Source organism: Lentzea sp. NPDC051208 (genome assembly GCF_040682435.1).
GTDB classification, from domain to species: Bacteria; Actinomycetota; Actinomycetes; order Mycobacteriales; family Pseudonocardiaceae; genus Lentzea; species Lentzea kristufekii.
Window position 1 is genome coordinate 126,367 of record NZ_JBFBAW010000004.1, and the last position, 25,691, is coordinate 152,057.

General features: G+C 67.2%; 22 protein-coding genes, 1 tRNA gene and 1 pseudogene. 16 read left to right on the top strand and 8 right to left on the bottom strand.

The window, feature by feature from the left end:
* Positions 1 to 28: 28 nt before the first annotated feature.
* The 7 genes from AB0M48_RS10905 to AB0M48_RS10935 all read left to right on the top strand — a co-directional run bounded on the left by AB0M48_RS10905 (position 29) and on the right by AB0M48_RS10935 (position 5,276).
* The gene (locus AB0M48_RS10905) at positions 29 to 415 is read left to right on the top strand and encodes a DUF4937 domain-containing protein (protein ID WP_363838832.1); all 387 of its coding nucleotides are present in this window, start codon (positions 29 to 31) and stop codon (positions 413 to 415) included.
* Positions 416 to 489: 74 nt separating this feature from the next.
* A complete protein-coding gene (gene cmk / locus AB0M48_RS10910) occupies positions 490 to 1,176 on the top strand; it encodes a (d)CMP kinase (RefSeq protein WP_363839908.1) in 687 nt (228 codons plus the stop codon).
* Positions 1,173 to 1,805, top strand: a complete 633-nt coding sequence (locus AB0M48_RS10915; protein WP_363838835.1) for a lysophospholipid acyltransferase family protein — start codon at positions 1,173 to 1,175, stop codon at positions 1,803 to 1,805. Before cmk ends, AB0M48_RS10915 begins: the two co-directional genes overlap by 4 nt.
* A complete protein-coding gene (gene der / locus AB0M48_RS10920; RefSeq protein WP_363838838.1) occupies positions 1,802 to 3,223 on the top strand; it encodes a ribosome biogenesis GTPase Der in 1,422 nt (473 codons plus the stop codon). Before AB0M48_RS10915 ends, der begins: the two co-directional genes overlap by 4 nt.
* Before the next feature lie 65 nt (positions 3,224 to 3,288).
* Entirely contained in the window at positions 3,289 to 3,921 is a 633-nt protein-coding gene (locus AB0M48_RS10925; RefSeq protein WP_363838843.1) for a response regulator transcription factor, read from the top strand.
* Positions 3,918 to 5,030 (top strand): histidine kinase, encoded by a 1,113-nt coding sequence (locus tag AB0M48_RS10930; RefSeq protein ID WP_363838846.1) that lies wholly within the window; start codon positions 3,918 to 3,920, stop codon positions 5,028 to 5,030. The genes AB0M48_RS10925 and AB0M48_RS10930 overlap by 4 nt, the downstream gene beginning before the upstream one ends.
* 172 nt (positions 5,031 to 5,202) lie before the next feature.
* A tRNA-Pro gene (locus tag AB0M48_RS10935) sits at positions 5,203 to 5,276 on the top strand.
* Positions 5,277 to 5,849: 573 nt separating this feature from the next.
* On the opposite strand, the gene AB0M48_RS10940 is transcribed toward AB0M48_RS10935, so the two are convergent.
* The 3 genes from AB0M48_RS10940 to AB0M48_RS10950 are packed head-to-tail and all read right to left on the bottom strand — an operon-like array spanning position 5,850 to position 7,035.
* A complete protein-coding gene (locus AB0M48_RS10940; protein WP_363838851.1) occupies positions 5,850 to 6,047 on the bottom strand; it encodes a hypothetical protein in 198 nt (65 codons plus the stop codon).
* Complete coding sequence (locus AB0M48_RS10945) at positions 6,044 to 6,307, bottom strand: WhiB family transcriptional regulator (protein WP_363838854.1); 264 nt, start codon at positions 6,305 to 6,307, stop codon at positions 6,044 to 6,046. The genes AB0M48_RS10940 and AB0M48_RS10945 overlap by 4 nt, the downstream gene beginning before the upstream one ends.
* Entirely contained in the window at positions 6,304 to 7,035 is a 732-nt protein-coding gene (locus tag AB0M48_RS10950) for a hypothetical protein (protein ID WP_363838859.1), read from the bottom strand. The genes AB0M48_RS10945 and AB0M48_RS10950 overlap by 4 nt, the downstream gene beginning before the upstream one ends.
* 188 nt (positions 7,036 to 7,223) lie before the next feature.
* Here AB0M48_RS10950 and AB0M48_RS10955 point away from each other — a divergent pair, with 188 nt between their 5' ends.
* The 5 genes from AB0M48_RS10955 to AB0M48_RS10975 all read left to right on the top strand — a co-directional run bounded on the left by AB0M48_RS10955 (position 7,224) and on the right by AB0M48_RS10975 (position 17,094).
* On the top strand, positions 7,224 to 8,873 hold the full coding sequence (locus AB0M48_RS10955; RefSeq protein ID WP_363839911.1) for a DUF6880 family protein: 1,650 nt from the start codon (positions 7,224 to 7,226) through the stop codon (positions 8,871 to 8,873).
* 97 nt (positions 8,874 to 8,970) lie between these two features.
* The gene (locus tag AB0M48_RS10960) at positions 8,971 to 10,503 is read left to right on the top strand and encodes a DUF2397 domain-containing protein (RefSeq protein ID WP_363838862.1); all 1,533 of its coding nucleotides are present in this window, start codon (positions 8,971 to 8,973) and stop codon (positions 10,501 to 10,503) included.
* Positions 10,500 to 11,645, top strand: a complete 1,146-nt coding sequence (locus AB0M48_RS10965; protein ID WP_363838866.1) for a TIGR02678 family protein — start codon at positions 10,500 to 10,502, stop codon at positions 11,643 to 11,645. Before AB0M48_RS10960 ends, AB0M48_RS10965 begins: the two co-directional genes overlap by 4 nt.
* Positions 11,642 to 15,853, top strand: a complete 4,212-nt coding sequence (locus AB0M48_RS10970) for a TIGR02680 family protein (protein ID WP_363838870.1) — start codon at positions 11,642 to 11,644, stop codon at positions 15,851 to 15,853. Before AB0M48_RS10965 ends, AB0M48_RS10970 begins: the two co-directional genes overlap by 4 nt.
* Complete coding sequence (locus AB0M48_RS10975) at positions 15,850 to 17,094, top strand: DUF2399 domain-containing protein (RefSeq protein WP_363838873.1); 1,245 nt, start codon at positions 15,850 to 15,852, stop codon at positions 17,092 to 17,094. Before AB0M48_RS10970 ends, AB0M48_RS10975 begins: the two co-directional genes overlap by 4 nt.
* A 484-nt stretch (positions 17,095 to 17,578) precedes the next feature.
* On the opposite strand, the gene AB0M48_RS10980 is transcribed toward AB0M48_RS10975, so the two are convergent.
* The 3 genes and pseudogenes from AB0M48_RS10980 to AB0M48_RS10990 form a co-directional block, all read right to left on the bottom strand.
* Positions 17,579 to 17,848, bottom strand: a complete 270-nt coding sequence (locus tag AB0M48_RS10980) for a hypothetical protein (RefSeq protein WP_363839955.1) — start codon at positions 17,846 to 17,848, stop codon at positions 17,579 to 17,581.
* Between the two features lie 73 nt (positions 17,849 to 17,921).
* Positions 17,922 to 18,386: pseudogene (locus tag AB0M48_RS10985) on the bottom strand (cation transporter); the annotation flags it as partial.
* A gap of 145 nt (positions 18,387 to 18,531) precedes the next feature.
* Positions 18,532 to 19,311: a transporter substrate-binding domain-containing protein gene (locus AB0M48_RS10990; RefSeq protein ID WP_363838876.1), complete on the bottom strand. Its 780-nt coding sequence runs from the start codon at positions 19,309 to 19,311 to the stop codon at positions 18,532 to 18,534.
* Between the two features lie 543 nt (positions 19,312 to 19,854).
* Between AB0M48_RS10990 and AB0M48_RS10995 the strand changes: the two genes are divergently transcribed.
* On the top strand, positions 19,855 to 20,643 hold the full coding sequence (locus tag AB0M48_RS10995; protein WP_363838880.1) for a GAF and ANTAR domain-containing protein: 789 nt from the start codon (positions 19,855 to 19,857) through the stop codon (positions 20,641 to 20,643).
* Positions 20,644 to 20,714: 71 nt separating this feature from the next.
* Here the strand turns inward: AB0M48_RS10995 and AB0M48_RS11000 are convergent, their stop codons facing one another.
* Positions 20,715 to 21,608, bottom strand: coding sequence for an STAS domain-containing protein (locus tag AB0M48_RS11000; RefSeq protein WP_363838883.1), 894 nt, complete (start codon positions 21,606 to 21,608; stop codon positions 20,715 to 20,717).
* A 269-nt stretch (positions 21,609 to 21,877) separates the two neighbouring features.
* Between AB0M48_RS11000 and AB0M48_RS11005 the strand changes: the two genes are divergently transcribed.
* A complete protein-coding gene (locus AB0M48_RS11005) occupies positions 21,878 to 22,267 on the top strand; it encodes an STAS domain-containing protein (protein WP_363838887.1) in 390 nt (129 codons plus the stop codon).
* A 723-nt stretch (positions 22,268 to 22,990) separates the two neighbouring features.
* Here the strand turns inward: AB0M48_RS11005 and AB0M48_RS11010 are convergent.
* Positions 22,991 to 23,389 carry a hypothetical protein gene (locus tag AB0M48_RS11010; RefSeq protein ID WP_363838891.1) on the bottom strand — a complete coding sequence of 133 codons (399 nt, stop codon included), beginning with the start codon at positions 23,387 to 23,389 and terminating at the stop codon, positions 22,991 to 22,993.
* Positions 23,390 to 23,799: 410 nt separating this feature from the next.
* On the opposite strand from AB0M48_RS11010, the gene AB0M48_RS11015 reads away from it, so the two are divergent.
* Both AB0M48_RS11015 and AB0M48_RS11020 read left to right on the top strand, forming a co-directional pair.
* Complete coding sequence (locus AB0M48_RS11015) at positions 23,800 to 24,297, top strand: hypothetical protein (RefSeq protein WP_363838894.1); 498 nt, start codon at positions 23,800 to 23,802, stop codon at positions 24,295 to 24,297.
* A gap of 607 nt (positions 24,298 to 24,904) precedes the next feature.
* A complete protein-coding gene (locus AB0M48_RS11020) occupies positions 24,905 to 25,375 on the top strand; it encodes a hypothetical protein (RefSeq protein WP_363838897.1) in 471 nt (156 codons plus the stop codon).
* Positions 25,376 to 25,691: the final 316 nt, after the last annotated feature.

Genomic DNA, 25,691 nt, shown 5'->3' on the forward strand with positions numbered 1-25,691 from the left:
GCGCACACCAGATCGACCAGGAGGGCTCGTGCCTGTTGCTGATTCCACCGATCGGTACCGCCGTTCCGTGCTGATCAAGTGGATCCGCTGCCGGGTGACCGACCCGGCCGCGTTCGACCGGGGGCAGCGGGGGTGGGGCGCGCTGGCGGACGTGCCGGGGTTCCTCGGGCAGCGCGGCGGGTGGGGCGAACCGGGGATCGCGCACGTCGTGGCCTTCTGGCGTTCGGCGGCCGATCACGCGGCGTTCCTCGCCGGTTCGCACGACGCCCTCGCCGCCGCGCAGCAGGGCAGCTACGCCGAGATCGACGTCCGGCTGTTCGAGGGTGATCCCGCGCTGGTGGCGGGTGATCTCCGGCGCGTCGTCGGCGAGGTTGTCGCGCTGGAACCGTCGTGGACTGTCCCGCCTGCGGTGTGAGCGTCCGCACCAGGCACAATGTGGCAGTGGGTGTCTCGGAGGGAGCTGCTGTGGGCCAGGGTCAGTTGCGCGGTGTGGTCGCTCTCGACGGACCGGCCGGCACCGGCAAGTCCACCGTGGCCAAGCGCCTCGCGACCGCGCTGGACGCGCGTTACCTCGACACCGGCTCGATGTACCGGGCGATCGCGCTGGCGGTGCTGCGCGCGGGCGTCGACCCGGCGGACGAGGCCAAGGTCGCGGTCGTCGTGGACAACGCGGTGCTCGTGGTCGGCACGGATCCGCGCAAGCCGGGCATCACGCTCGACGGCGACGACGTGTCGGCCGAGATCCGCGGGCCCGAGGTGTCGCTGGCCGTGTCACCCGTCTCCGCTGCCCGGCACGTGCGCGAGCTGCTGGTCGCGCAGCAGCGGGCGATCATCGCGGACGCCGTCGACCACGTGGGCGGGATCGTCGTCGAGGGCCGTGACATCGGCACCGTCGTGTCGCCCGACGCCCCGTTGAAGGTCTACCTGACGGCGTCGGCGGACGCGCGGGCCGCGCGCAGGACCAAGCAGGACAACGCCGCCGGACGTCAGTCCACTGTGGACACCGCGCTCGCCGACGTGCAGCGCCGCGACAAGTACGACTCGTCGCGCGCGGTGTCGCCGTTGAAGGCGGCTGACGACGCGGTGGAGCTCGACAACACCGACCTCGACCTCGCGGGGACCGTGCAGGCCTTGCTGGACCTCGTGGACGGCCGTGGACTGCGGGTGACCGGGTGAGCGTTCCCGCGGGGACGGTGCCCTGGCTGTTCGACCTCGGTCGCTGGATCGGGCGGGTGCCTTACGCCTGGCAGTTCCGGATTCGGGTGCACGGGCGCGACCGCGTACCCTTGAGCGGCGGCGTGGTCGTCGTCGCGAACCACAGCTCGATGGCCGACGGGCCGATTCTGTTCGGGGTGCTGCCCCGGCGCGTGACGTTCCTGATCAAGCAGGAGATGTTCAAGGGCGTCGTCGGCTACCTCCTGGCCAAGATCGGGCAGATCCCCGTCAAGCGGGGAGAGGCCGACCGCACTGCGCTGACCAGCGCGTTGTCCGTGCTCAAGGCCGGTGGCGTGATCGGGATCTTCCCCGAGGGAACGCGCGGCGAGGGAGCCGTGGCGAGCGCGCAGAACGGCGCCGCGTGGCTGGCGAAGACGTCCGCCGCGATGGTGCTGCCGATCGCCTGCCGCGGGACGTACCAGGCCAAGGGCTGGCGGCCCGAGGTCGACGTGCTCATCGGTGAGCCGTTCCACCTTCCCGAGGGGAAGGGTCGGGCGGCCCTGGGCGTTGCCACCGAGCAGGTGCGCGACCGCCTGGCGACACTGGTCGCCGAACTAGATGGACTTCGCAAGAGTGAGGGAAGACGATGACGGACCTGGACGGCACCTGGGAGGACGAGGCCGACTGGTCAGCCTTCGACGACCTCGACGGCTCTGGCGGCGAGGAAGCCGCACCGCCGCAGCCGGTGCTCGCGGTGGTGGGACGGCCGAACGTGGGCAAGTCCACGCTGGTCAACCGCATCATCGGCCGGCGAGAGGCCGTGGTGCAGGACGTGCCCGGCGTGACGCGCGACCGCGTGGCGTACGACGCGCTGTGGAACGGCCGCAAGTTCACCGTGGTCGACACGGGCGGCTGGGAGCCGGACGCGGTCGGGCTGCAGGCCTCCGTGGCCGCGCAGGCCGAGCTCGCGATGGCGACCGCCGACGTGATCCTGCTGGTCGTGGACGGGTCGGTGGGCGCGACGTCCACCGAGGAGGCCGTCGCGAAGGTCCTGCGCCGGTCCAACAAGCCCGTGATCCTCTGCGCGTCCAAGGTGGACGACGACCGGCTCACGGCCGACATCGCGTCGCTGTGGTCGCTGGGGCTGGGCGAGCCGTACCCGGTGTCCGGTCTGCACGGCCGCGGCTCCGGTGACCTGCTCGACGTGATCCTCGACAGGCTTCCCGAAAGCCCGCGCGACGACTTCGGCGGCCGCCACGGCGGTCCCCGTCGCGTGGCGCTGGTCGGCAAGCCGAACGTCGGCAAGTCGTCGCTGCTGAACCGCCTGACGGGCGAGGACCGCTCGGTCGTCGACTCCGTCGCGGGCACCACCGTCGACCCGGTCGACTCGCTCGTGGAGCTCGACGGCGAGATCTGGCGTTTCGTCGACACCGCCGGCCTGCGCAAGCGCGTGAAGTTCTCCGGCGGCGCCGAGTACTACGCGTCGCTGCGCACCAAGTCCGCGATCGAGACCGCCGAGGTCGCGGTCGTGCTGCTGGACGCGCACGAGCCGCTGGCCGAGCAGGACCTCCGGGTGCTGACGATGGTGGTCGAGTCGGGCCGCGCGTGCGTGCTGGCGTTCAACAAGTGGGACCTGGTCGACGAGGACCGCCGCAACGAGATGGTGCGCGAACTCGAGCGCGGCCTGGTGCGCGTGCCGTGGGCGGACAAGGTCAACATCTCGGCCCTGACCGGCCGCGCCGTGCACAAGCTCGCCCCCGCGCTGCGCACCGCGCTGAACTCGTGGGACACCCGCGTCCCGACCGGCCGCCTGAACCAGTGGCTGACCGAGCTGATCTCCGCCACCCCGCCGCCCGTGCGCGGCGGCAAGCAGCCCAAGGTCCTGTTCGCGACCCAGGCCTCGACCCGCCCGCCGACGTTCGTGCTGTTCACGACCGGCTTCCTCGAGGCCTCGTACCGCCGGTTCATCGAGCGCCGGCTGCGCGAGGAGTTCGGCTTCCAGGGCAGCCCGGTCCGCATCTCCGTGCGCGTGCGCGAGAAGAAGAAGGCCGGCTCCTCCAAGAAGTAGTTTCTCCGGGTGACGACCCGGCCGATCTGGTTGCCCTTTGCCATGGGGTGCGGTTGGTTGGGTTGGTGGCCGTACGCGTGGTGCTAGCCGACGACGAGGCCCTGCTGCGGCGGGGCCTCAAAGTCCTGCTCGAAGCAGACGGACGAGTGGAGGTCGTCGGCGAAGCGGCCGACGGCGCCGAGCTGGTGGAGGAAGTCCTAGCCCACTTACCGGACGTGGTGCTGGTCGACGTCCAGATGCCGGGCGTGGACGGCCTGGAGGCGGTCCGCCGCCTGCGAACCTGGGCCACCCCGCCCGCGATCGCGGTGCTGACCACGTTCGACCTCGACGACTACGTGGCGACAGCCCTGGACCTCGGCGCCCAGGGCTTCCTGCTGAAGGACGCCGAACCCGAAGCCCTGGTGCGAGCAGTAGTCGACCTCGCGGCAGGCGGCGCAGTCCTGGACCCAAGAATCACCGCCCGTTTGCTACCTCGCCTGAGGGGCTTCCGCGCGAACCGGCAACTGGACTCGTTGTCCGCCCGCGAACGCCAGGTCCTGGAACTGGTCGCGGCCGGCCGCTCGAACCACTCCATCGCCGAGGAACTCTGCCTCTCCGAAGCGACGGTGAAGAGCTACGTCTCCACCGTCCTGACCAAACTGGGCGTGGGAAACCGGGTGCAGGCGGCTCTGGTCGCCCACCAGGTCGGTGTGTGGTGAAACCGGTCCTGCGCGAGATCCTCACCGTAGGCATCACCACAGGCGTCGTCCTCCTGACCCAGGACCGCCCGTTCCCCTGGTCCCTCTGGACCGCGGTAGCCGCGTCCCTGCTCCTCCCTCTCCGCCTGCGCTGGCCCTGGCTGGCATCCCTCCTGTGCGTCCCCGCGATAGCCGGCGGCCTGGGCTGGGCCCCCGCCCTGGTCGCCCAGTTCCGCCTGGGCCACAAGGAGAAGTCGATCCAAGTCCAGGGCTTCTGGGTACTCCTGATGACAGCCGCCTCGATCGTCCCGGTCCTGCTGACCGAGACCATCCCGCCCGGCCCTCTGCTCCTGGCCACCGCCTTCGCCTTCGGCCTGGCAGCAGCCCCCACGGCACTGGGCGCCCTCCTGGCCACCCGCAAGGAACTGACCCAGTCGCTCTACGAAACCCGCAGAGCAAGAGCAGCAGAACTAGAGGCCCAGGAAACGTCCGCCCGAGCCGCGGAACGAGCCCGGATAGCCCGCGAGATCCACGACGCAGTAGGCCACCACGCCACCCTGATCGCAGTGGAGTCAGCAGCCCTGGCGGCAACCGCACCAGACCCCGCGGTACGCGAGACAGCACTACGTCTACGAGCGCTGGCAAAGGAATCGCTGTCCGAAATGCGAGCAGCCCTAGGCCTCCTGAACTCCGACACGACCTACCCGTCACTGCAAGAACTGGTCGACCGAGCCCGAGTGGCAGGCGTCGCCGTCACGCTATCGGAAACAGGCGACACCACCCTCTCCCCAGCAGTCTCCAGAGCCCTCTTTCGCGTAGTCCAAGAGTCCCTCACCAACGTGACGAAACACGCCCCAGGCGCCACGGTGACGGTGACCGTGGACCGAACCTCCCCGGTCCGGGTAACAGTCGTGAACGGCCCAGGCGACCTACCGTCCCTGGGCGACCGGGGAGGCGCGGGCCTGCACGGCCTCTCCGAACGAGTACGCCTGGCAGGCGGCACCCTGACCACCTCGTACCGGACAGACGGCGGCTTCAGCGTCAGCGCCGTCCTACCCGCCGGTAAGTCGAAGGTTGACGGACAAGACTCGACTTTCGGAGGTGGCGCCCGAGACACCGCCACCGCATAGTTCAGGTGTCGGTCGAGGATCGGGGGATCGGTCGGACCGAGGGACGCGGGGACCCGAACTTCGGGTCCCCGCCGTATTTCCGCAGCTCGCGGCCTGTTGTGGGGGCCGTTTTTGATCTCTGTCCGCGGTGTTGTAGGATTTCCCATGCACGCCGGGGAACCGGATGTGTGGCCGGGACGTGGCGCAGTTTGGTAGCGCACTTGACTGGGGGTCAAGGGGTCGCAGGTTCAAATCCTGTCGTCCCGACGGTCTGAATCAGCCCGCTGATTCTGGGTGAAAGCCCAGGTCAGCGGGCTTTTTCGTGTCTTCTTTTCGATCTTGAGTTGACTGTCCACAGTGGTCTGTACTGGCCGGTAACCCGGTGTTTGGGAGGATTTTGGGAGAATCGGTTTGCGCGGGGCGAAATGGGGTCGCGTTGCCTAAAGCGCATCGTGTCCCCCGAACGGGTGTTCTTCCAGGCCGTGATCGGCGTGCGGCGAATTGTCCAAACGGCACTGCCTGGCGGTCTCGCAGATCGTGCGCGCCGACGCCTGGTGCACTGGGTGGTGCTGGTGCCGTGACAATCGCTGATCGGGCTGCGGTCGTCTGTGGTGGTGTTCCAGCGCGCGTCGGGACAGGGTCAGCGAGGTTGGACGGCATGCTTCGCCCGCGAGTGGCGTAGCGCTGCGGGGTCATCGCCGCGTCGGCCGGGATTTGAAGGTTCGACAGCAACCGCGCAGGTTCGAATCCTTGGCGGGAGCACCAAAGGATGGGAACAGGGTTGAGCAGCGGTTTCAGGTTGGATTCCTGGTCGTGCAGGCCAGTTTCATGTTGTAGTAGTCAGGCAGTGCTCGCGTGCGGTGGCGCGCTGCAGCTGTTTCGGTGGCGCCACAGCACTGCGTCGCGGATGACCGCCGCCTGTTGGAGTCCGAGGCGCTCAGCTTCGGCGCCGTCAACGAGATTGATCTCGAAGACGACGTCCACGGCCTCACGTTGCTGCTGGCGACGGGTCCGCTGCCTGGGGTCGGGAGTGTTCATGCTGCGATCTGAGCATCAGCACGTCTCAGCGCTTCGCGGTCGACCTCGTCCATGCCGCCCCACACGCCGTAGCTCTCGTCCTCGGTGAGGGCTGTGATGGCACAGGTGAGGCGGACTGGGCACAGGAGACAGATCGCTTTGCAGTCCGCCGCAGCTTTGCTTCCTGGCTCGGCGTCAATCCAGCCGACTTCCCTGTCTGCGTTTCGGCACGCTGCGTACACGTGCCACCGCGGTGCACGCAGCTCCACGAGCGTGGTCATACGGCCGGACGAAGAGGGCCACCGAGAAGGTAGTCGGCGAGGTGGCGGGAGGCGGTGTTGAGCTGCGCTGCCACCTGATGACGGTTCATACCGCGCCGCTTGGCCGCGGTTGACCGGTCTCCCTGGTCGAGGAGCACATCGGAGACGAGATCGGCTTCGTGCGGTGTGATGACACCGGACAGCATGGCTCCAGCGAGGACGAGGTCCGGATGTCCGTTGGTTGTGCGGACGTCGATCGCGATGTCGGTGAGGTCGGAGCGAGACATCGCTCGCCGCCTTTCGCTGTTGCAGGCTTCGTGGCCGCGTCGGAACGCCGCCCAGTAGAGCTGCCCGAAGATCTTCGATGATCGTGTGTCGGCGATGTCGAGTGCCTGGAGGAAGCCTTCGAGGATTTCGGAGTCCAGGTCGTTGCGGTCACCGCAGAAGCGGGAGCCCAGCTTTCCGGCGATGTGCTTGAGGCCGGGCATCATCATCGCGGCGGCGATGGTGGTCCACGGTTCGGGTGCCGCGTGTGCCTTTCGGACGAGTTCTTTCCACACGGCGTCCTTGCTCACCCAGCTCGTCTGTCGTTCGAGGAGCAGTACGCGCACGCGGTCCAGGGGCAGCTCCTCGTCGGGAAGGCCGCATCCGAGTGCCGCGCAGTCGAGGGTCAGCGGCTGTGGGCCGGCGGTCATCGCGAGGAACCGCTGTTCGATCACGTCCAGGTGTGAGGGGGAGGGCGAGGTCATCGGGGAGGTGCCTTTCCGGGGCGGGGGACGATCTCACCGCCAAATCCGTCTCCGGTGGCGGTCGATGGAAGGGATTCACCAAAACGGGTGGCGTGTCGCTGATGTGGCTCGGTGGAGGTGCGCCTTGCGCGGGAAACGCTCCTGGCGCGTGCCTGGCAGGATGACCGGCCGTGGTGGTGAGCGTGAGTATGGTGCGGAAGCTGGCTGACGAGAGGTCGTTCGAGCGAGGCGAGCGGTATTTCGCGGCCGGTCAGGTTCGGCGGGTCACGGTGGACGGGTCGACCGTGATCGCAACGGTGGACGGCACGCGGACTTATCGCGTGCGGCTCGACGTCACGCCGAAAGGCTTGCACGGGCGTTGCTCCTGCCCGTACGGAGCCGACGGCGTGTTCTGCAAGCACTGCGTCGCTACTTCGCTGGCATGGCTGGAGCAAGGCGGTGAGGTGGGGGAGACGCGTGCGAAGCCGTTGTCGGACAAGCGGTTGCGGTTGTTCTTGCGTGGTTGTGATCAGGAGTGGCTGATCGAGCAACTGATGACGGCCGCGAAATCGGATCGCGTGCTGCGTGCCCGGCTCGCCGCCGCGGCCGGGCAGAGGAACGCGTTCGACGACCGGGACATCAGAGACCGCTTGGAACGCGCCATCGACATCCCCGATTTCGTCGACTACGGCGGGGCGTACGGCTACTTCCTGCACGTCGGTGAGGCTCTGGACGAAGTCGAACGACTGGTCGGAGCCGGGTTCGCCGACGCTGCGATCACCCTCGCGGAGTACGCGCTGGAACTGCTGGAGTCCGCGGCCGAGCGGGTGGACGACTCCGACGGTGGGTTGTCCGAGGCGATCGCCCGCGTGGAAGAGATCCACTTGGCGGCGTGTGAGGCGGGCTCGCCGGACCCGGTGGAGCTGGCCGAGCGTCTGGTCACGCGAGCGGTGAGCACCGACTACGAGGTGTTTCTCGACGTGCTGCCCGCGTACGAGGACGTGCTGGGCTCAGCGGGCCTGGCACGGTATCGGGAGCTTGTCGAGCAGGCGTGGCGCAAGCTGCCGCCGAAGAAGCCGAACGACTACGGCGCCCGTCGCTTCGTCATCACTCATCTCATGGAGAACCTGGCCGAGTCGTCGGGAGGGGCGGATGGGCTGATCGAGGTGCTGTCCCGGGACGTGACGAGCTCTTACGACGTGCTCCGCATTGCCGAGCGGCTGTGCGCTGACGACCGTGACGACGAGGCGCTGGCCTGGCTGGAGCGTGGCCTGGCCGACTTCGAGCCCGACTTCCGCCTGCGTGGTCTGGCTGCCGAGATCCACGTGCGCGCGGGCCGGCGCGACCGGGCGGGTGAGATGCTCTGGGCCAACTTCACCGACCGGCCGAGCCTGGAGACCTTCCGCGCGCTCCGCGACGTCACCGTCGGTGACTTTCCGCAATGGCGGGAACGAGCACTGGCCTTCCTGGCCGACCTACCGCCCATCAAAGGATCCTGGTCGCCGGGTCGCTCGACGTTGGTGGAGATCCTGCTGGCCGACGACGAGAACGAGGCCGCCTGGCAAGCAGCGGTCGACGGCGGGTGCTCGGAAGGTCTGTGGCTTCGTCTCGCGCGTGTCCGTGCCGCGAGCCACCCGGCCGATGCGATTCCGATCCTGCTCCGCGCTGCTGACCGGGAGATCGAAGTGCGCAACCGTGACTCCTACAAGGCGGCCGTTCGCCTGCTGGTCGAGGCCAAGGCGCTGTTCGCCCGCTGCGACCGCGACGACGACTTCCGCGCTCACATGACCGCCGTGCGCGACGCGCACCGCACGAAATGGGCCCTGCGCCAGGAACTCGATTGGGCTCGGTTGCCCTGATCAGCCGGGACAGGACCCGAACGGCGAAGATTCATCACAACGGGTGATGTGTCGCTGTTGTCCGCGGCGCTGCACCTCGCGTTCGTACTCTGGGCACGTGATCGATCACGACGAGGCGCCGGAGATGGAGGCACCCGCTGATCCGTGGTCAGCGCTCCTGCCGGGACAGGAACTCGTACCGGCCTACCTGACCTCGCGGTTCGCGGCTCAGTACCGGGTGATCGTCGAGGTCCTGCTGGCCGAGCAGGACACCAGCCTGACGGGATTGTCCTACGACGAGGTAGCCATCGGGGTTCGTACTCGCCTCGCCGGACAGGTACCGGCGGACCTGGTCGACCGTCTGCTCGCTCCCGAGGTCCTGCACCTCGACGCACGGTTGGAGCGGCTGGTGCAGTGGCAGGTGTTGACTCGTTGGCAGGAACCGGCTCGTTCGGGGGAGGACTTCCTGCGCCGGCGTGACCGGTACCAGCTCACCCCGAGAGCAGCGGGTCTGCACGTCTTCTGGTCATCGGTCGACGACACCGAGGAGGCCGCGGGTGATCTGACACTGGCCCCGCGCGCCATCCACGAACGACTGATCGCCTTCGCGGAGTCTGTGCGCAACGCGGTGTACACCAACGCGGCTACGGAGTTCCAGCAGGTCGGCGCCATGCACCAGGCGATGGCCACCGCCGCCCGCGGGTGGCAGCGCACGCTGGCACACGCCCTGTCGGGTGGCCCAGACCCAGCCAAGCTGGACCTGTTGTGGCAGACGTTGCGTTCCTACATCGGCATGTGGGGAGAGCAGGTCGATGTTCACACACCGCGGATCGCGGAGTTGGTGGTCGAGCTAGGCCCGCTGCTGACCCCTGACGTGTGGCGGGCCTGTGTTCGCGCCGCGCTGGACACCGATGCCGACGACGAGGTGGTGGCGTCCCAGGCACGCCGCTGGGTGCACACCTGGGACGCCCTCGGTTCCTGGTTCGGCGGTGCTGACAGCCAGGCCAGAAGGCTGCGGCGTCAGCTGCGTGACCTGGTCACTCCCTGGGCGCGCAACATGAACCTCCTGCTGGACACCGGCGGCGCGGTAACTCGCCGAGCCGAACTCCTCGCCCTGGCCGTCGCGGTCGAGCGTGCCCCCGACGACGAAACTGCCTGGCGGATCTGGGACACCGCGGTCGGAGCGTTCTCCGCACGCCACCTGATGCTGGCGCCGGACTATGCCGACGACAGCGACTTGAGCTGGACCACCGCGCCGCCCGCGCCGGTCACAGCCCGCTTCCGCGAACAAGGCGCTCGAGCGGCGGTCGGCAGGCGAACCAAGATCCCGGACTACTCGACCGGCAAGAGTGCCGCTCGACGGGCCAGGTTGGCAGCCCAAGCCGCACGCAACGGTGCGGAGGCGGCGCTGCGTTTGCGTTCCGGAACGCACCTGGCCGACTGGGGAGAGATCACCGATGCCGAAATGGACCTGCTGTTGGAGTTCGTCGGAGTCGTGCGGCGGACGCGGTCGGAGAGCGCTGTGACGGGGGACGGTCGCTGGCGGATCACGCTGCGTCGACCACCACAGGCGCACGACACCACCAGCCTGCGCGCCGACAACGGCAGCATGACGACCTTGAACTGGTATTTCGAAATGGAGCCCGCGTGAACCGCGAGGCTGCGGATCGGCAACGGGCGTTCACCGCCCTGCTCCGCTCGCCGGTACTCGACCGGCACACCCACCCCGAGGTGTGGCCGCTCGTGCGGGTACACCGGGCGACGTTGGGCGAGTGGTTCACCCAACGGCTCGGCTACCGACTGGTGGTGACCGGCTCCGCCGCCAGGTTGTTCCGGCTTCCTCTCGACGGTGTCGTCGTCGCGCCTCGACGTTTCATGCCGCCGGCTCGGAGAGTGGTCGTCCTGACGATCCTGGCCGCAGCCGCGGCTGAGGACGCCGAGGACATCACCACCACCCAGGACCTGTCGGACCGGGTCCGGGCGCTCTCCACGCACGAGGACGTCGAGCTCGCCCACTACGACCCCGACCGGTTCGCCGAGCGCACGCTGTTCGTCAAGGCCGTCCACCTGCTGGTGTCCGTGGGTGCGCTGCGGCCGACCGGTCGTGACGACGAGGATCAGCGCGAGGGTTGGGCGCGCCGCCGTGACGCGATCGGTGGCGCTTATGAAGTCCGCCGCGAGTTGCTGCTGCGTCTGGTCGACCCTGCTTCGTTGCGCGCCGCGCTCACCGGAGGCCACGATGAAGGAGCGCCCCACGAAGCAGCAGCGCGGATCGGCTTGATGCGCAAGCTGGTTGAACTACCCGTGGTTCTGCACGAGGACCTCACTGACGCAGAGCGGTTCTACCTGACCAGTCAACGGCATCGCGTTCTCAACTGGTGCGTGGAGATGACTGGTTGGGTGGTCGAGCAACGCGCGGAAGGGCTGGCGCTCATCGCCGCCGATGAGATGGATACGGACCTGCCGTTCCCGAGGCTGCGTGCCGCCGACTTCGCCGCCTTGATGGTCCTCGACGAGCTGGTGCGCGCGCATGGTGCGGGTTCGGTCATCACAGCCGAGGAACTGAGTTCAGCGGCTACCGCGGTCCGGGAGCGGCACTCCAAGGCGATGACCAACGACTTGCGCGTGGGCAACGCCGTGGAAAACACGGCACGGGATCTGCTGGGAGCGCTGGACCTGTTGCGTCCGACCGGCGCACCGGACAGTTGGCGATTGACCGCTGCTGCGGCCCGCTACCGCGACCCGCGGGTGGTGGCCGTCAACGCAAGGCTCGACGAGGAGGGCGAAGGTTGAGCCGACCAGGACCTGACCGCGAGCAGTGGCTGGCGGCAGCGATGACGGGTGGTCTCCCGGAGCCGGCTCTGCACCGCTGGCAGCCCCTGCGAGTGGGCATCGTCAACCTGTGGGAGTACGACCAGGCGGAGTTCTGGTTCGCCGACGGGCGCTTGGTGCTGCGCGGCGGCAATGGTGCGGGCAAGACGAAGGTGCTCGAACTGACGACCTTGATGTTGTTGCGTGGGGAGATCGGTGCCTCGGTGCTCGATCCGTTCGGATCCCAGCACCGCACGATGCGTTTCAACCTGTTGCCCACGGGGGAGGACGACGACCCGCGTGCTCCTTCGGACGCCGGTCTGGGATACGCCTGGGCCGAGTTCGGCAGGCTCGAAGATGACGGCACGCCGCGCTTCTTCGTTTGCGGGCTCGGTGTGAGCGCCCGTCGTGGCAGCGGCACCTCCCCGGTGACCACGTGGCACCTGATCACCCATCTACGTCCAGGCCGCGATCTGAAACTGTCCACGGCCGATCGGCCGCTCGACCAGAAGGAACTCAAGAAGATCTCCGGTGTCACGGTGCCCGATGGTGCGGCGCGATACCGAGCCGTGGTGGCCTCCGAACTGTTCGGATTGGGCTCCGACGCCTACGACAACCTGACCGAGCTCCTCAAGCAGCTGCGCAAGCCCAAGCTCGGCGAACGGCTCAACCCCGCCAGTCTGGCGGAGACGCTGCGCGCGGCTCTGCCACCGCTCGCGACCGCGGAGGTCACCCAACTCGCCGACGGTTGGGACAACCTCGAGAAGCTGCGCACGGCGGTGGAGCAAACCCGCAGTGCGGCAGTGCGGCTGGCCGGGTTCGTGCGCACCGGCTGGATCCCCTGGGCGCGCACCGTTGTGCGCCATCGCGCTGACGCGTTGACTGCGGCGACCACCGAACTGGACCGCACCACCAAGGACCGCCGCGCTGCGGAGACCGCGCTGACCACGGCCCGTGTTGAAGCCGACGAGCTGGACAAGGACATCCGCCAGGCGCGAACGCACCAAAGCGACCTCAGCACGGAGCTACGCGAGTTGCTGGACAGCCAGGCTTTCCAGGATGCGGTGAGCGCCGCGAGCCGTGTCGAAGGACTTCGTGACCAGCTGGGTGGCCTGGCAGAGCAACTCGAGGGAGTCGAACAGCGCCACGCAGGGGCGGCTGAGGACGTGGCGCGAGTCGCCGAGTCGGAGGGAGAAGCCGCCTCCGTCATCGAGCTGGCCGAAGCCGACGTGGTTCAGGCGTCCGAACGCGTCGAGGCCGCCGGACGTCGCGCCGGACTGCATCAGTCGGCTGGTCGACATCTGCCAATTCGTGATGTGGCCGCGTTGCGCGCAGACCTCTCGGTCCACCGAGAGCGCTTCACGCGGTTGCAGCGGCTGCGGGCAGAGTTCGAGCGGGCCGAGTCGAACGCGGCGCGTTCGGCCGATCTGCTCGCCGACCGTGAGTCGGACCTGACCGACGCCGCCGAGCAGCGCGAGGTGGCACGTGATGGCGTCGAGACCGCAGTGGACACCTTGCGCAGGCAGCTCCGGGAGTGGAACACGAGCGTCGTACTCGCCAAGGTCGACGAGCGAACGGTCGAGTCCTGGTGTGATCTGGTGGCCGAGCTGACCGCTGTGGACCCGTTGGGCGCTCCCGCAGCACAGCGCGGTGCCTCCCCGGCAGCGGCGGTCACCCGGCACGTCGAGGAGGTTCGCGACGTGCTGAGATCGCGGCGCGCGGCACTCGTCCACGAGCACGGTGCTCTTGGCGCGGAACAAGAGCAGGTTACAGCGGAACTGGCCGGAGTGCTCGACCGGACGGAGCGCCCGCCGACCTCTCCGGACTCGTGGCACCGTCGCGATCGGCCAGAGCCCGACAGCGGGCTGGGTGCGCCGTTCTGGCGGTGCGTGCAGCCCGTCGGCGAGTTGTCGACGGACGAGGTCGACCTGCTGGAGGCGACCCTGGCGGCCGCTGGCGTGCTCGATGCCTGGCTGAGCGCAGACGGTGAGCTGATCACCCTGGGAGGAGAAGAACAGGCGGACACGGTAGTGCGCGCGGGGGGACCTCTGTCTAACAGGAACCTGACGCAGGTTCTGGAGCCCACTCCGGTCGGCGGTGTCACGCAGATCGCCATCGACACCGTGCTCGCCTCGATCGGCTGGTACGGCTCTCGTCTTGGCAGCGATGAGGCTGGCACCTGGTTGGCGGCGGACGGAACGTGGCGGTGTGCCGCCCTGTCCGGACGCGCCGAGGTGGCCAGGCCCGCCTCGTACCTGGGAGCCACCGCCCGCGAGTCCGCAAGACAGCGCGAGATCATCCGGTTGCGGACCCGACTTGCAGCACTTGAAGAGTCGAGGAGCGCGATCGAAGCCAGGATCGGAGAACTCGACGACGACCTGCGCCGCCTCGCCGAGGAGCTCGGGAGGATTCCGGGCGAGCGGGTGGTCACCGACGCCGTCACCATCTTGCGGGAGAGGGAACGTCAGACGGCCGACAGCGAACGCAAGGTGATCTCGGCCAGGAACATCCACCGGGAGAACGAATCCGCCCAGGACACCGCCTGGGCGGACTTTTCCGCGTATGCGGGCGAGCACGCCTTCCCGCTGGACGATCTGGAACGCCTCGACTCGGCGTTGCGGGACTACCACCAGGCCGTGGACGACCTGGCCCGCCGCAAGGAACTGCTCGACCTGCACACAGCGACCCTCACACGTCTGCGAACCGATCTGGCCGGCGCTCAGCGCAGGCTCGCCGACGTCAATGCCGAACTGCAAGAACTGCGTGGACGAAAGCGTAAGGCGGAGGTCCGCCTGCGCACCGCGGAAGAAGCACTCACCAGCGACATCCACGCGCAGTTGGACCGCCGGGCCGAACTTGACCGTCTGGTGAAGCAGGTCGGTCATGAACTCGACGGACTCGGGCAGAGGCTCACTGGCGCGCTAGTCGCGGTCACCCGCGCCGAAGAGACCCTTGCCCGGCACGAGGAACGTCGCCAGAGCGCGGAAAGCAGGCGCGACTCTGTGCTTTCTGTGTGGTGGGAGGTCTACGACGCCGGCCTCGCACAGCCCCTCGGACTGGAAGAACCGGAACGCCGAAGCGTGGAATCCGCGCGTGAGTCGACACGCGCCGCACGACGAGAACTACCGGACCCAGGCGACGAGGACCGAGCCTGGAGGCTCTGCTACAGCAAGCTCGAAGCACTGCGACAAGACCTGTTGCCCGATCGCGACGCCCGCGTGCGGGAGCCGGAGCAGGGCGGTGCGATCCAACGTGTGGTCGTCCTGGCCGACAGCTCCGCCGGCTGGCAGGCGCCCCCGATCGCCGCAAACCTGCTCGCTGACCAGGTACGCGCGCAGGAGAACGCGTTCGACTCCGAGCAGCAACGAGTGCTGACCACCCTGCTCGGTTCCACGTTCATCGAGCACCTCAAGGACCGGCTGGACTACACCGCCCGGACTTTCACCGACATCAACAAGCAGTTGACCAGCCACCCGACCCGGCACGGCAACGCCGTGCAGCTGAAGTGGGAACCCGACCCCAACGACCCCGACGCGGGCACCGTGGTGGACGCGCTGACCCAGGGCTACCAGCAACTCTCACCCGCGCGCCAGGAAACGGTGCGCGCCTTCCTCGCACGCAAGATCGACGCTGCCAGGGCGGACGCGGCTGCCGGGGGTTCTGCCGACTGGCGGGAGCAACTGTCGACCGCGCTGGACTACCGCGGCTGGCTGAAGATCTCGCTGCAGTACCGTCCCGGTTCCACCAGCCGCTGGGTGCCGTTCGACGCCGCGAAGCACGGCGCCAAGTCCGGCGGCGAGAAGGTCGTGCTGCTGTCCCAGCCGCTGTTCGCCGCCGCGGTGGTCGCCTACAACGCCGCCAGTGGGCGCGCTCCGCGTTGCGTGTGGCTGGACGAGGCGATGACCGGAGTGGACGACGAGATCAAGGCTTCGTTCATGGGCCTGACCGTGAGCTTCGACTTGGACGTGATGCTGACCGCCCACGACGAGTGGTGCAAGTATCCGACAGTCCCAGCGGTCGCCGTGTACGACCTCGCCAGGCACAAGGGGCTGCCCGGAGTCGATGCCGTTCCGTACCTGTGGTGCGGTGGCGAGTTGACCGCGGTCGCACTGCCGCTCTCGGACGTACGCGCGGCGGACGAGGCGCTGATGACGGCCGACGGCCTGTTCGCCGAGGTGGATGCCGAGTGACGACCACGATCCCGTCTGGCATCAAGAACTGGGCACGTCTGTCAGGTCCTGCGGCCGTGCTCGCCACCGTCCACAACCGGGCCAGGCGCGGACACCGCACCGAAACGGGAACTCTCACCGGTGTTGCGCTGAGCGCGGAGCAGCGGCGGGAGGTTGCGCTGATGCTCGGTACGCGGTGGGAACTGTCCGGTAAACCCGTTCGGCTTCAAGACCTCGCTGCGAAGCTGGCCGAACACCACCTGACCGTGCTCGGACTAGTTGAGGCACTGCACGGAGAACAGATCGAACCAGACAAGGCACATCGCAGCCGAGCCCAAGCCGAGGCAACCGCTGAGCGCGACCGCGCGGCTGCGCACCTGACCAAGGCGGGCGTAGCCGCAGACGTGGCGGGAAGGTGGTTGCTCGACGCAGGACTACCTCGGCCAGGCTCAGGTGAGCTCCAGACCCTCGCCGAACAAACGGCGACCGTCCTGGTTGAACTGCGGGGCACCGGCAGCGGGACAAGGCTCGCTCAACTTGCCGCAGGCACTCTGCACGATGCCCACGCGCTCGATGCCGATCGACAACTGGGTCGTGGAGTGGCCCGTCTCCTCGCGCTCCTGCACGACTTGCCCCGACCGCAACGCGCGGGCCGAGCCTGGCGCGCGGCATGGGCCGCCGCGGGGGTGATGTGCGATGGAGTGTCCTCTCGCGTGCTGGTGCTGAACCTCCCGCTGACCGGTGAATCTCCGGCCGCACGGCTCTGCGCCGCCGCTCCCGGCGAGCCCGTCTGGCTGACGCTCCGTTCGCTCACGGGCACCTGGACCACATCCGCGAGCGATATCTTCGTGTGCGAGAACCCCACGATCGCTGAAGCTGCCGCCGATGCTCTTGGCGCGGATTGCCCACCACTGGTGTGCACCGATGGGATCGCCTCCGGTGCTGCCCTTGATCTCCTCGCCGGACTCGCTGCCGCCGGCTGCACGATCCACGCGCGGGCAGACTTCGACCCGGCTGGGTTCACCATTGCCGACCAGGTGCTTTCCGTGGTGCCCAGGTCGAGATCTTGGCGTTTCGATGCGAGAACGTATGCCGAGGAGTGCGGTTTGAGCGGTCATCGCGAGGCGCCCGTCGATCTTGTGACTGCTGTCGGAGGACTACGGGACGTTCACGACCTCACGCGCATTGCAGTGCATGAAGAGCGCGTGCTCGCGTTGTTGATGGCTGACCTCGCGGCTGTAGCGCGCTCTGTTGATCAGTAGCCCCGGTAGACACTCTTGTTTCAGTGAGCAGAGCCCCCGTAGGAGACCAAGGGGAACACGGCTGACCTGCGGTTTTGCTTTTCCTCGCAAGGTCAGCCCTGTTAGGGGAACGGGGCTGACCTGCGGAAATGCTTGATCATTGTGGTGCCCCCGGCGGGAGTACCAAAGGATGGGAACAGTACTGACCTGCGGTTTCGTGTTGGCAGCCTAGTGGTTGAAGCGCGCTTCGAGTTGTCTTCGCACCTGTGACGGCCACCTGGGGCGGAACGACTGCCCGCCCCAGGTTGGCAGGCTCGATCGGCAGAAGCCGAGGTGTTTCTCCTCGGCGAACCTGGAGAAGGGCAGCATCACTAGTACGGACAGTCACGCGCGGATGCAGTGCTCCGCGACTGCGGCGCTGTACGGCATTATCAAGCCCCGATATCGCGAGCGGCGATGGTCGAGTACGCGACCTTGGCTGGTGCGGAAGGTTCGACGGCAGTTATCAGTGAATCTTGAGCACGGGCATCACGGCGATGTCGTGCATGCGCCAGTCCGCGTCGCGCAATTGGTGGCTGAGTCGCTCGAGCCGTTCGACGAGGTCGTCGGTGTCGGGCTTGGGCACGACGAGCATCTCTCCGACGAAGACGTGCCCTTCCTCGCGCAGGCGGATCCAAGCGTCGGTGACCCACGGTTGGTCGAGGGCGAGTTCGGTGAGCTGGGCGGGCAGGGGGTGCGGCTGGTTGTCGGTGACGGTGCGGGGCCGGCGGTCCATGAGGTCGGCGACGGGCGGTGCGGGTGGTGCGGAGGCCGTCGCGGACGATGTCGGCGGAGATGATGATCGCGGCGACGGCGTCGGCCCACCGCAGTCCGGCGCCGATGCCGATGATGCCGAGGACGGCGGCGCCGGCGGTGAGCCAGTCGGCGCGGTTCATCTCGGCGTCGGCGTACAGGACCTTGTCGTGCAGTTGCGCGGCCAGTTTCGTCTTGGCGCGGCCGAGCAGGATCGCGGGAACCATGGTCGCCAGCAGGACGGCGATCATCGGCCAGCCCAGCCACATCGTGTGGCCGAGGATTTCGATCAACCCGATCGGCGGGCGCTCGCCCTGCACGAGCCGCAGCACGGACTCGATGAGGATGTAGCCGCCGAGTACCAGCAGTGCCAGGGCGGAGGCCAGGAATGCGATGGCCACCGAGCGGTGATGTCCGTAGGGGTGTTCGTCGTCAACGGGCCGGTTGCGGTAGCGGTCGGCGACCAGGAACGCGATGGGTGGTGCGAGGGCGAGGATGTCCTCCACCCAGGCCGCCTTCATGGCCTGTGATTGGCCGAGTACGACGGCCAGCAAGGTGATGGCCACGACGAAGAACGCGACTGTCCACTACTCCAGGCGCACGGCGCGGCGGTGCAGCGCCGCCTTGTCGGGCGGTAGCTCGAAGCTGTCGTGGATCGCGGCCATGTCATGCCCCCGCGTGGTGGTTGTCGAGCAGCAAGCGGTGTACCTCGTCGGGATTCAGTTCCAGCAGGAACCGTTCGACCGTGCTCTGCCAGGCGTTCTCGCCTGGCGGCACAGCCATGACGTGGTCGGTGCTGGAGAGGTGGGTGCCGGAGTCGGTCAGTCCGGCCGCATCCACCAGCCAGTCGGGGAGCACCGCGGCACCGTCGGGACGGTCGGGAACTTCAGGGACGGGGACAGCGGTCGCATCCTTGTCGGACAGCAGCGCTGCTTCGACGCTGCCTTCCCGCACCAGCACCCGTTGCCCGGCTATGTCGGTCGGTGCTCCCGCAGGTACTGCGACGACCATGTCGGTGGTGAGGTAGTCGGTGGTCAGAGCGACCTTCTGCTCCCAGGGCGACTCGGCGTCCAGACCGGCGACGACGAGGTCGAGGCTGCGTTCGGACAGCGCGGTCATGAGTTCGGCTTCGCCGCCGGGCACCCACTGCACGCGCGCGCCCAGGCTGTCGGCGAGGCGTTGTACCAGGACCGTCTCGACGCCGCCTGGCGCCCGATCCGGATTCCGACTGTCGTTCGCGATCGTCCACGGCGAATGGTGGGCCACCCCGACCTTGATCGTGCCTTCACGTATGCGGTCCAAGGTCCTGTTGGCATCACGCGGCCATTGGCAGCCGCCGACGGACACCACGACCAGTGCCGCCACCACCACAACCTGTGTCCACACATGCCGAGCTAGAACAGCCGATGCCATGTCGGTGATGTAGCCCGGTGCGGCTACGTTCAACCGTCGGCGATCGGGCGATCAAAGTCCTCTACCGGAACAATCGGACGAAACACTCAATAGCGTGGCCACCGCTCATGATCTGGTCCATGCCGGTGTCTTCCTCGACGCGGGGTGTGCACCAAGCCGCCTGATCAACCCGAGGAACGGTGCGTACCGATCCGCTACTGACCGTATTCCTTCGCGGTTCTCACTATAACTTGATCGCCGGCGGCGACCGTCCACTCGCGAACGACTCGCTTCGAAGCCGCTCCCGCTGGAATCCGCTTGGTGCACATCGAACCCGGTTCGCGCAGGATTTAAATCAATCCCATACGGGTATCGAAAGAACGCCGTGCACGTGCTCGTGAACACGGTAGGCCGCTTTCGGGCGGACCAGCCGGTTCCGGCGCTGGGAAGTTGAAACACTCCAGCCCTCCGCGCCGGGTCCGGTTCGCCGCTGCCGCTGGACGGCCGCTGCCAGGTTTTGATCACTGCGTACCATGCGCTGACGACGTCAAACAGCGGCGCCGTGGACAGTTCCTCTGATCTACGAGGTGCCGCGGCATGGCCGATGACACGAGCGCGTCCGAGACCTCTCAGAACGGGCCGCAGGACGGTGATCGTCCTGATGCCTTGACCAGGCTCGATGAGACCACCGACGCACTGACAGTACTCAGGGACTCTTTCACCGAAGAGGAACCGCTCGACACCGCGTTGCAGAGATTGGCCGACACCGCGAGCAGGGCGATTCCAGGTGCCGACGCGGTGTCAGTGTCGCTGGTGGATCTGGCGCAACCGCGCACAGCGGCGTTCACGAACACCCGTCTGGTCGAGGTCGACGAGAAGCAGTACAGCGCCGGCCGTGGTCCCTGTCTCGAGGCGGGCCGCACGTTGCAAGCGGTGCGGGCCGTTGTCGGGGAGCATGTTGACGAGTGGCCGGAGTTCGAGGCGGCGGCGGCGGATCACTCGATTCGAGCCTATCTGTCCGTTCCGGTGCTGTTGCCCGTCCCGCAGTCCGCTGAACAGGTGCACCTCGGCTCGCTCAACATCTACAGCTACACGGCTGCTGCCTTCGATCCTTTCGATGAAGGGCTCATGCGGCTGTTCACGATGACAGCGTCGGCCACGATCGCCGGCGCCCACCGTTGGCAGCGCGCGAAAGACCATATCAGCGGCCTGGAGCAGGCTCTCGTCTCACGGGCGGTCATCGACCAGGCGAAGGGGGTGCTGATGGCGGTGCACTCCTGCACCGCCGACGAAGCCTTCTCGATGCTCGTGCAGCGTTCGCAGCACGACAACGTCAAGCTCCGTGACGTCGCCCAAGCCCTTCTGGACTCGGTAACCCGCTCCTGAGCACACGCGCCGCATGTGCCGAAATCATGTGCTCGGCAGAAACCGAGGATTGGGTGACACCGTGCGGGTCGTCAGCGCGCGAGGTCGGGCCGTTCCGATGCGGTTGCCTTCTGCAAGCCCTCGACAGCGTGCGGGACGGTGTCGTGCAACAACAGAATTCGGTCCATGCCTGACGCTTGCAACGAACGTTGCGCGGAGCGCGTTGTCGCCACAACGGCGAATCCGATTCCAGCCTGCTGCGTTCGACACTGGGCCTCGCCCAGCATGGACAGCCCGGTCGAGGCTAGGAAGCTCACCGCCAGGCAGATCACGATGCCGATCGGGTGGTTGTTCAGCTGTTCCTCGATGGCAGCGCGTGCTTGGCCAACGTTGGTGATGCTCATGTCGCCGGTGAGCGCCATGAGCACTGCACCATCATGATCGATGGCTTCGACGCTCAGGTCCGAGATACCGTCGCGTTGCGCGTGCGTCATCGTGTATAGCTGGGCATGCTGGACCGTCCTTCTCGCAGGCTGAAAACCTCGTTGCTGCGTTTCGCGGGCCAGCCGAGGGACGCGCCCGGAGCGCAGCAGCGGAAGTGGGATGCGAACGCCCCGACCAGCCTCCTTTTTCTCGCCGCCGTCGACGAGCCTCAGACTTGCACCGATCAGCGGTTCACGCTCGCCGGACTGTCGGCGGTCGACCGCCTCGTTCGTCCCTCTGGGTGACTGAATCCGGACAAAGCCATCTGCTGGTGGATGCTTACCGGCATGCTGCAGCCCGAACCTCGCTGTGAGCTGTGCAGCGACACGGGCACGATCACCTGGCAGCAACCGGTGCCCGGTGAGGACGGCGCGCTCGTGCTGACGGAGATGCGCCACCCGTGTGTCAATGGTTGCTCGGGCTGGCATCGGCTCCCCGCTGCCGAAAGGGGCAGTGTCATCGACCCGGAGGACGGTGGGCCGGTCGCGGGAAACGTTGCCCACGCCAACCAGATTCACCGCACGGACTGGTCACGACGCAGCACCCCGCCCAGTGATCAACGCTCGACACCGTCCTGAGCTGTGCGATGAGCGCGGGCATCCACTGCGGAAGTTCTGATCGCGACAGCCCGGAAACCGAGACTGAGCGGGTCATCTGCAAGCCATGACCGACCCGCTGTAGCGGGGTTGAAGCCCCAGTGATCATGCCGCTCGGCGTGGCGCTTCGTAATATCGGTTGAGGGACGGGTACGGATCATCAAGTGAGGTGTTGGGTGGCTTCGAACGAGGCGGCGGCGACCGCCAGCATGCAGACCAGTGACCACGACGGCGTGCTTGTGGCCGTGGTCAGCGGCGAGCTCGACATGGTCAGCGTCGATGGAATCGGAACATCTCTGTTCGGTCACCTGAGCGAGCATCCTGCCGGGTTGATCGTGGACCTGGCCGTCGACTTCATGGGCTCCTCCGCGTTGTCGATGCTGCTGGAGCTGTATGGGCGGTCTCAGCGCGAGGGAGTGGGATTCGCCATCGTGGCCACGCAACCCGCAGCGGTGCGGCCGATGACGGCCAGCGCCCTGAGCCAGGTGCTGCCATTGACCGACTCGGTGGAAGGTGCCATGAAGTTGATCCGTGAGGAACTGAAGTCGGGCGACAAGCCCGCCTAGCGAACGCTTGAGGCGCCAGGCGAACCAACCACCGACACCCTGCAACTGCTTGTAGGCGAATCATCGTGGGCGCAAGTCAAGACTGGAACCGCTCGCACACGTCGCACCACACTGGACGCATACGCCAGTACATCGACAAACCGCTGCGGGCTCAGCTTTCTGGTCTGATTGACGAACTTCTCACGGGGGCTCTTGGCATCAAGCTGCTGGGGATGGTCGATTGACCGCGCGGGGTGCCGCCGCGTAGGAGCACAGCTCGTCAGGTGCGGTTGCCGCGCCATCCGTCTTGAGGTCAGGCCTTGTTCGGAGGCCAGCGGCGGCATTGCCTCCTAGCGGTTGGTGATCTCGGTACATGCCGCCGCCCTGGCCGGACCTCGGGGAGGGCGCCATCCTGCGCGAGATCGTTCTTGCGGAGGGCCGGACCTCGGGCGGGAGTATCAAAGGTTGGGAACAGTGCTGACCTGCGGTTTCGTGCTGGCAGCCTAGTGGTCGAATCGCGTTTCGAGTTGTCTTCGCACCTGTGATGGTCACCGGGGGCGGGGCGACTGCCTCGCCCCAGGCTGGCAGGCCCCATCGGTAGAAGCCGCGAGACGCTTCCACGCTGCCCGTGGGCTATTGCGATCCAGACCAGCATGGGGGTCCCGCTCATAAGGAGGACACGCTCTGGTCTGGCAACGTGCTGAGCCTGGCGCAGTGCGGGGGCTCTGTGCTGTCCGTGGTCGGCTACGGGCAGAGGTGCGTCTTCACGGCGTCGAGGATCTTCTCCACCGTGGCGGGCGGGAAGCCCTCCGGGTGGTCTGGGCTCGTGAAGCGCTGCCGCGTGAGGTCGAGCAGCTTCGCCCGGTCGTTCGGATTGTTCTTGATGCTGTCGCACTGGTTGCGGCCACGGTCGTAGGCCTTCTCCGCCTTGCCGTGCGCGATGTCCTTGTCAATCGCGTCGAGCGCGGCGACGAACGCCGCTTGCTTCGCGGGGTCGGCGGAGTCCGTCTTCGTTGGCGCGGACGCGCTGGTGGTCGTCGGTGCGGCCGGTGGCGCGGTGGTCGACGTGGCTGTTCCCCCTCCGCAACCGGCAAGGCTGGCGAGAGCTGCCAGCACGGTTACGGCTACTGCCGTCGAACGCATGTAGTCCCCCAAGTGTTGATCTACACGGATCATCGCTTGAGGTAGCGGAGCGGTTACACGCGTGCGCCCATGTGTCGCCTTCCGCAGCTCGACCCCAACGCTGCCTTCTGCCTACGCCGTCCACTGCTTGTGAACGACAAGGTCACCAACGCCTTGTGGGCCGGTGTGCCGTCTCACGAAATGGTGAGCAGCACGAGCGCTGTCCGCAGACGTCCCCCGATGACACAAGAGCCTCACACAGATGACTCTGCGTGGGGCTCCAGGGTCTCGCGGGACCGGCGTTTGAGTCCGCCCCGGACGACGGTTAGCACGGCGAACCGGTTTGCCGGTCGTTCACGCTGTTAGACTGTTGGTATTCCGCTCGATACGGAGGCCCAAAAGACGGCTGAAGCCGTAACTCAAGGGTCTAAGTGTGCGAGTGGCCTTCACAAGAGGTAGATCAACACTCGAACATCATCCGCTTCACCGAGCAGAAGCGGTATCAACATCAGCTCTACCAAGCCAAAGAACCGAATACAACACGACGCTGTCAGCCGCTCGGGGCCGACGTAGGTGGAGTGTGCATTCGGATGTCTTGGTGGGCAACGGCTCTTGGTGGCCTGTTCGGTGGGCGGGGGTTCCTGACGCGGACGGTCGACTGGTGGGACAACATCGGTCGCCGGAAGTTCCTACGTGAGGTTGTCAATTCTCACGGCCCTGAAGGTGCGCTCACCGTCGCGCGGGCGATCGCGATTGCTGAAGGACGAGCCGACCTCAGCGAAACCGATCATCCTCCCACTTCGGAGCCGCCGATCCAGGTGACCGCCGAGCGGGAGCAGCCAAAGGCGATCGAGCCCCCGAAGCCCGCATCTCCTGGCGACTCCGCCGAGCCGGTGCCGCCGGACGACTCCGCCGAGCCGCCGCCGTAGCCCGTTCGGCTTCAGATACACGACGAGCCCCGCTGTCCGTGGACAACGGGGCGTCCGGGGTTGATCAGCTTCGGGTGACGGTGTCGGGGTACCTCGTGGCGGTGACGGTGTGGATTCGTGGGCTTCCCGCCTTCGTCTTGCAGGTCCTCACGGTGAAGACGGCTCCGGCGTGAAGCTCTTTGATGTCGTGGTCAACGCCGGGTTCGCACGGGCTGACGACGTGAAGCGTGACGCGGCTGCTGTCATGTCTCGAACTCCCATCTCACGGACAGTCCGTGGCTTTCCAGGTCGAAGTCCGCGATGCGGTGCACGCGGTGACAGCCGTCCTCCGGGCAGGTCCAGCGGCTCCCGATGCCGACGTTGACACGCTCGACGTCGTGGAGCGTGGGGCGTACACAGCGGCTGGCGAATAGTGATCCGGTGCTGTCGCTCGATCGGATAGGATCCGTGTTGGCAGCAGCGCCTGCCGGTTCCGAGTGTTGGCCGCCCACGTGGGCTGACGCTGCGAGGACAAGGTTCTCTGAATCGCGCAGCGTGATACCCCCGATGTTGGTCATGGACACCGAACGCGGGCGGACGTGGGACGCGCTGCGGCAGGGAGTGTTCGATGACCGAGAACCGCGCAGCCAAGCGTGAGATTCGGGAGTTGCAGCAGATCACGGGCCTTTCCTACACCGAGATCACGCGGTTGAAGCGCGTGTTCGGCGAGGTGCTGGATCGGGAACCGAATCTCAACCTGAACGGGTTCGGGCTGTCATGGTTTGGCACCCAAACTTTGGCGGAACGGCGGGAAGAGGCCCGTGCCTGGCGGGATGAGTTGCGGCGATCCGCGGCCGATGTGATCGAGGTGTGCCAGTGGCTGCGGCAGAACATCCGGCCGATCAAAACGCCGCAGCAGGGCAGCTACGGGTTGAAGCACCTGGTGGAACAGAACATCGGCAAGTACGTGTCCAACGGTGAACTGATCGCCGCGGCGCTCATGGCCGGCTATCCCATGGGACCGATTGACGGTCCCAACACGGTGTTCGGGATGAGTCAGCGGGACGTGAACCGCCTCCGCGCCGGCGCCAGAGGATAGAAGGCCGGCCACCGTCGCCAGCCTGATGGTCCACGAGGGGCAGTTCAAGTTGTGCCCTTCTGTTCAGGCTGGCGATGAGTCCGGGCTGAGGACCAGGTAACCGACCGCGACTTCAGGACATTGAGGTCAGCAGGGCCCGCAGCGCGCCCAGGCTTGATCGCGTTGTACAGCATCACCGCGAGTTCAGCGCCGCCGTCGCCGGGGCGGCGCCACCGAGCCAGCAGCAGGTGCCTCGGCGCGCACGTCCGGGCAGCGCCGCAACCTGCAACGCGGTGTCGCGCGGCCGGATCCGTCGAGGCTGCTACATCACCCGCCC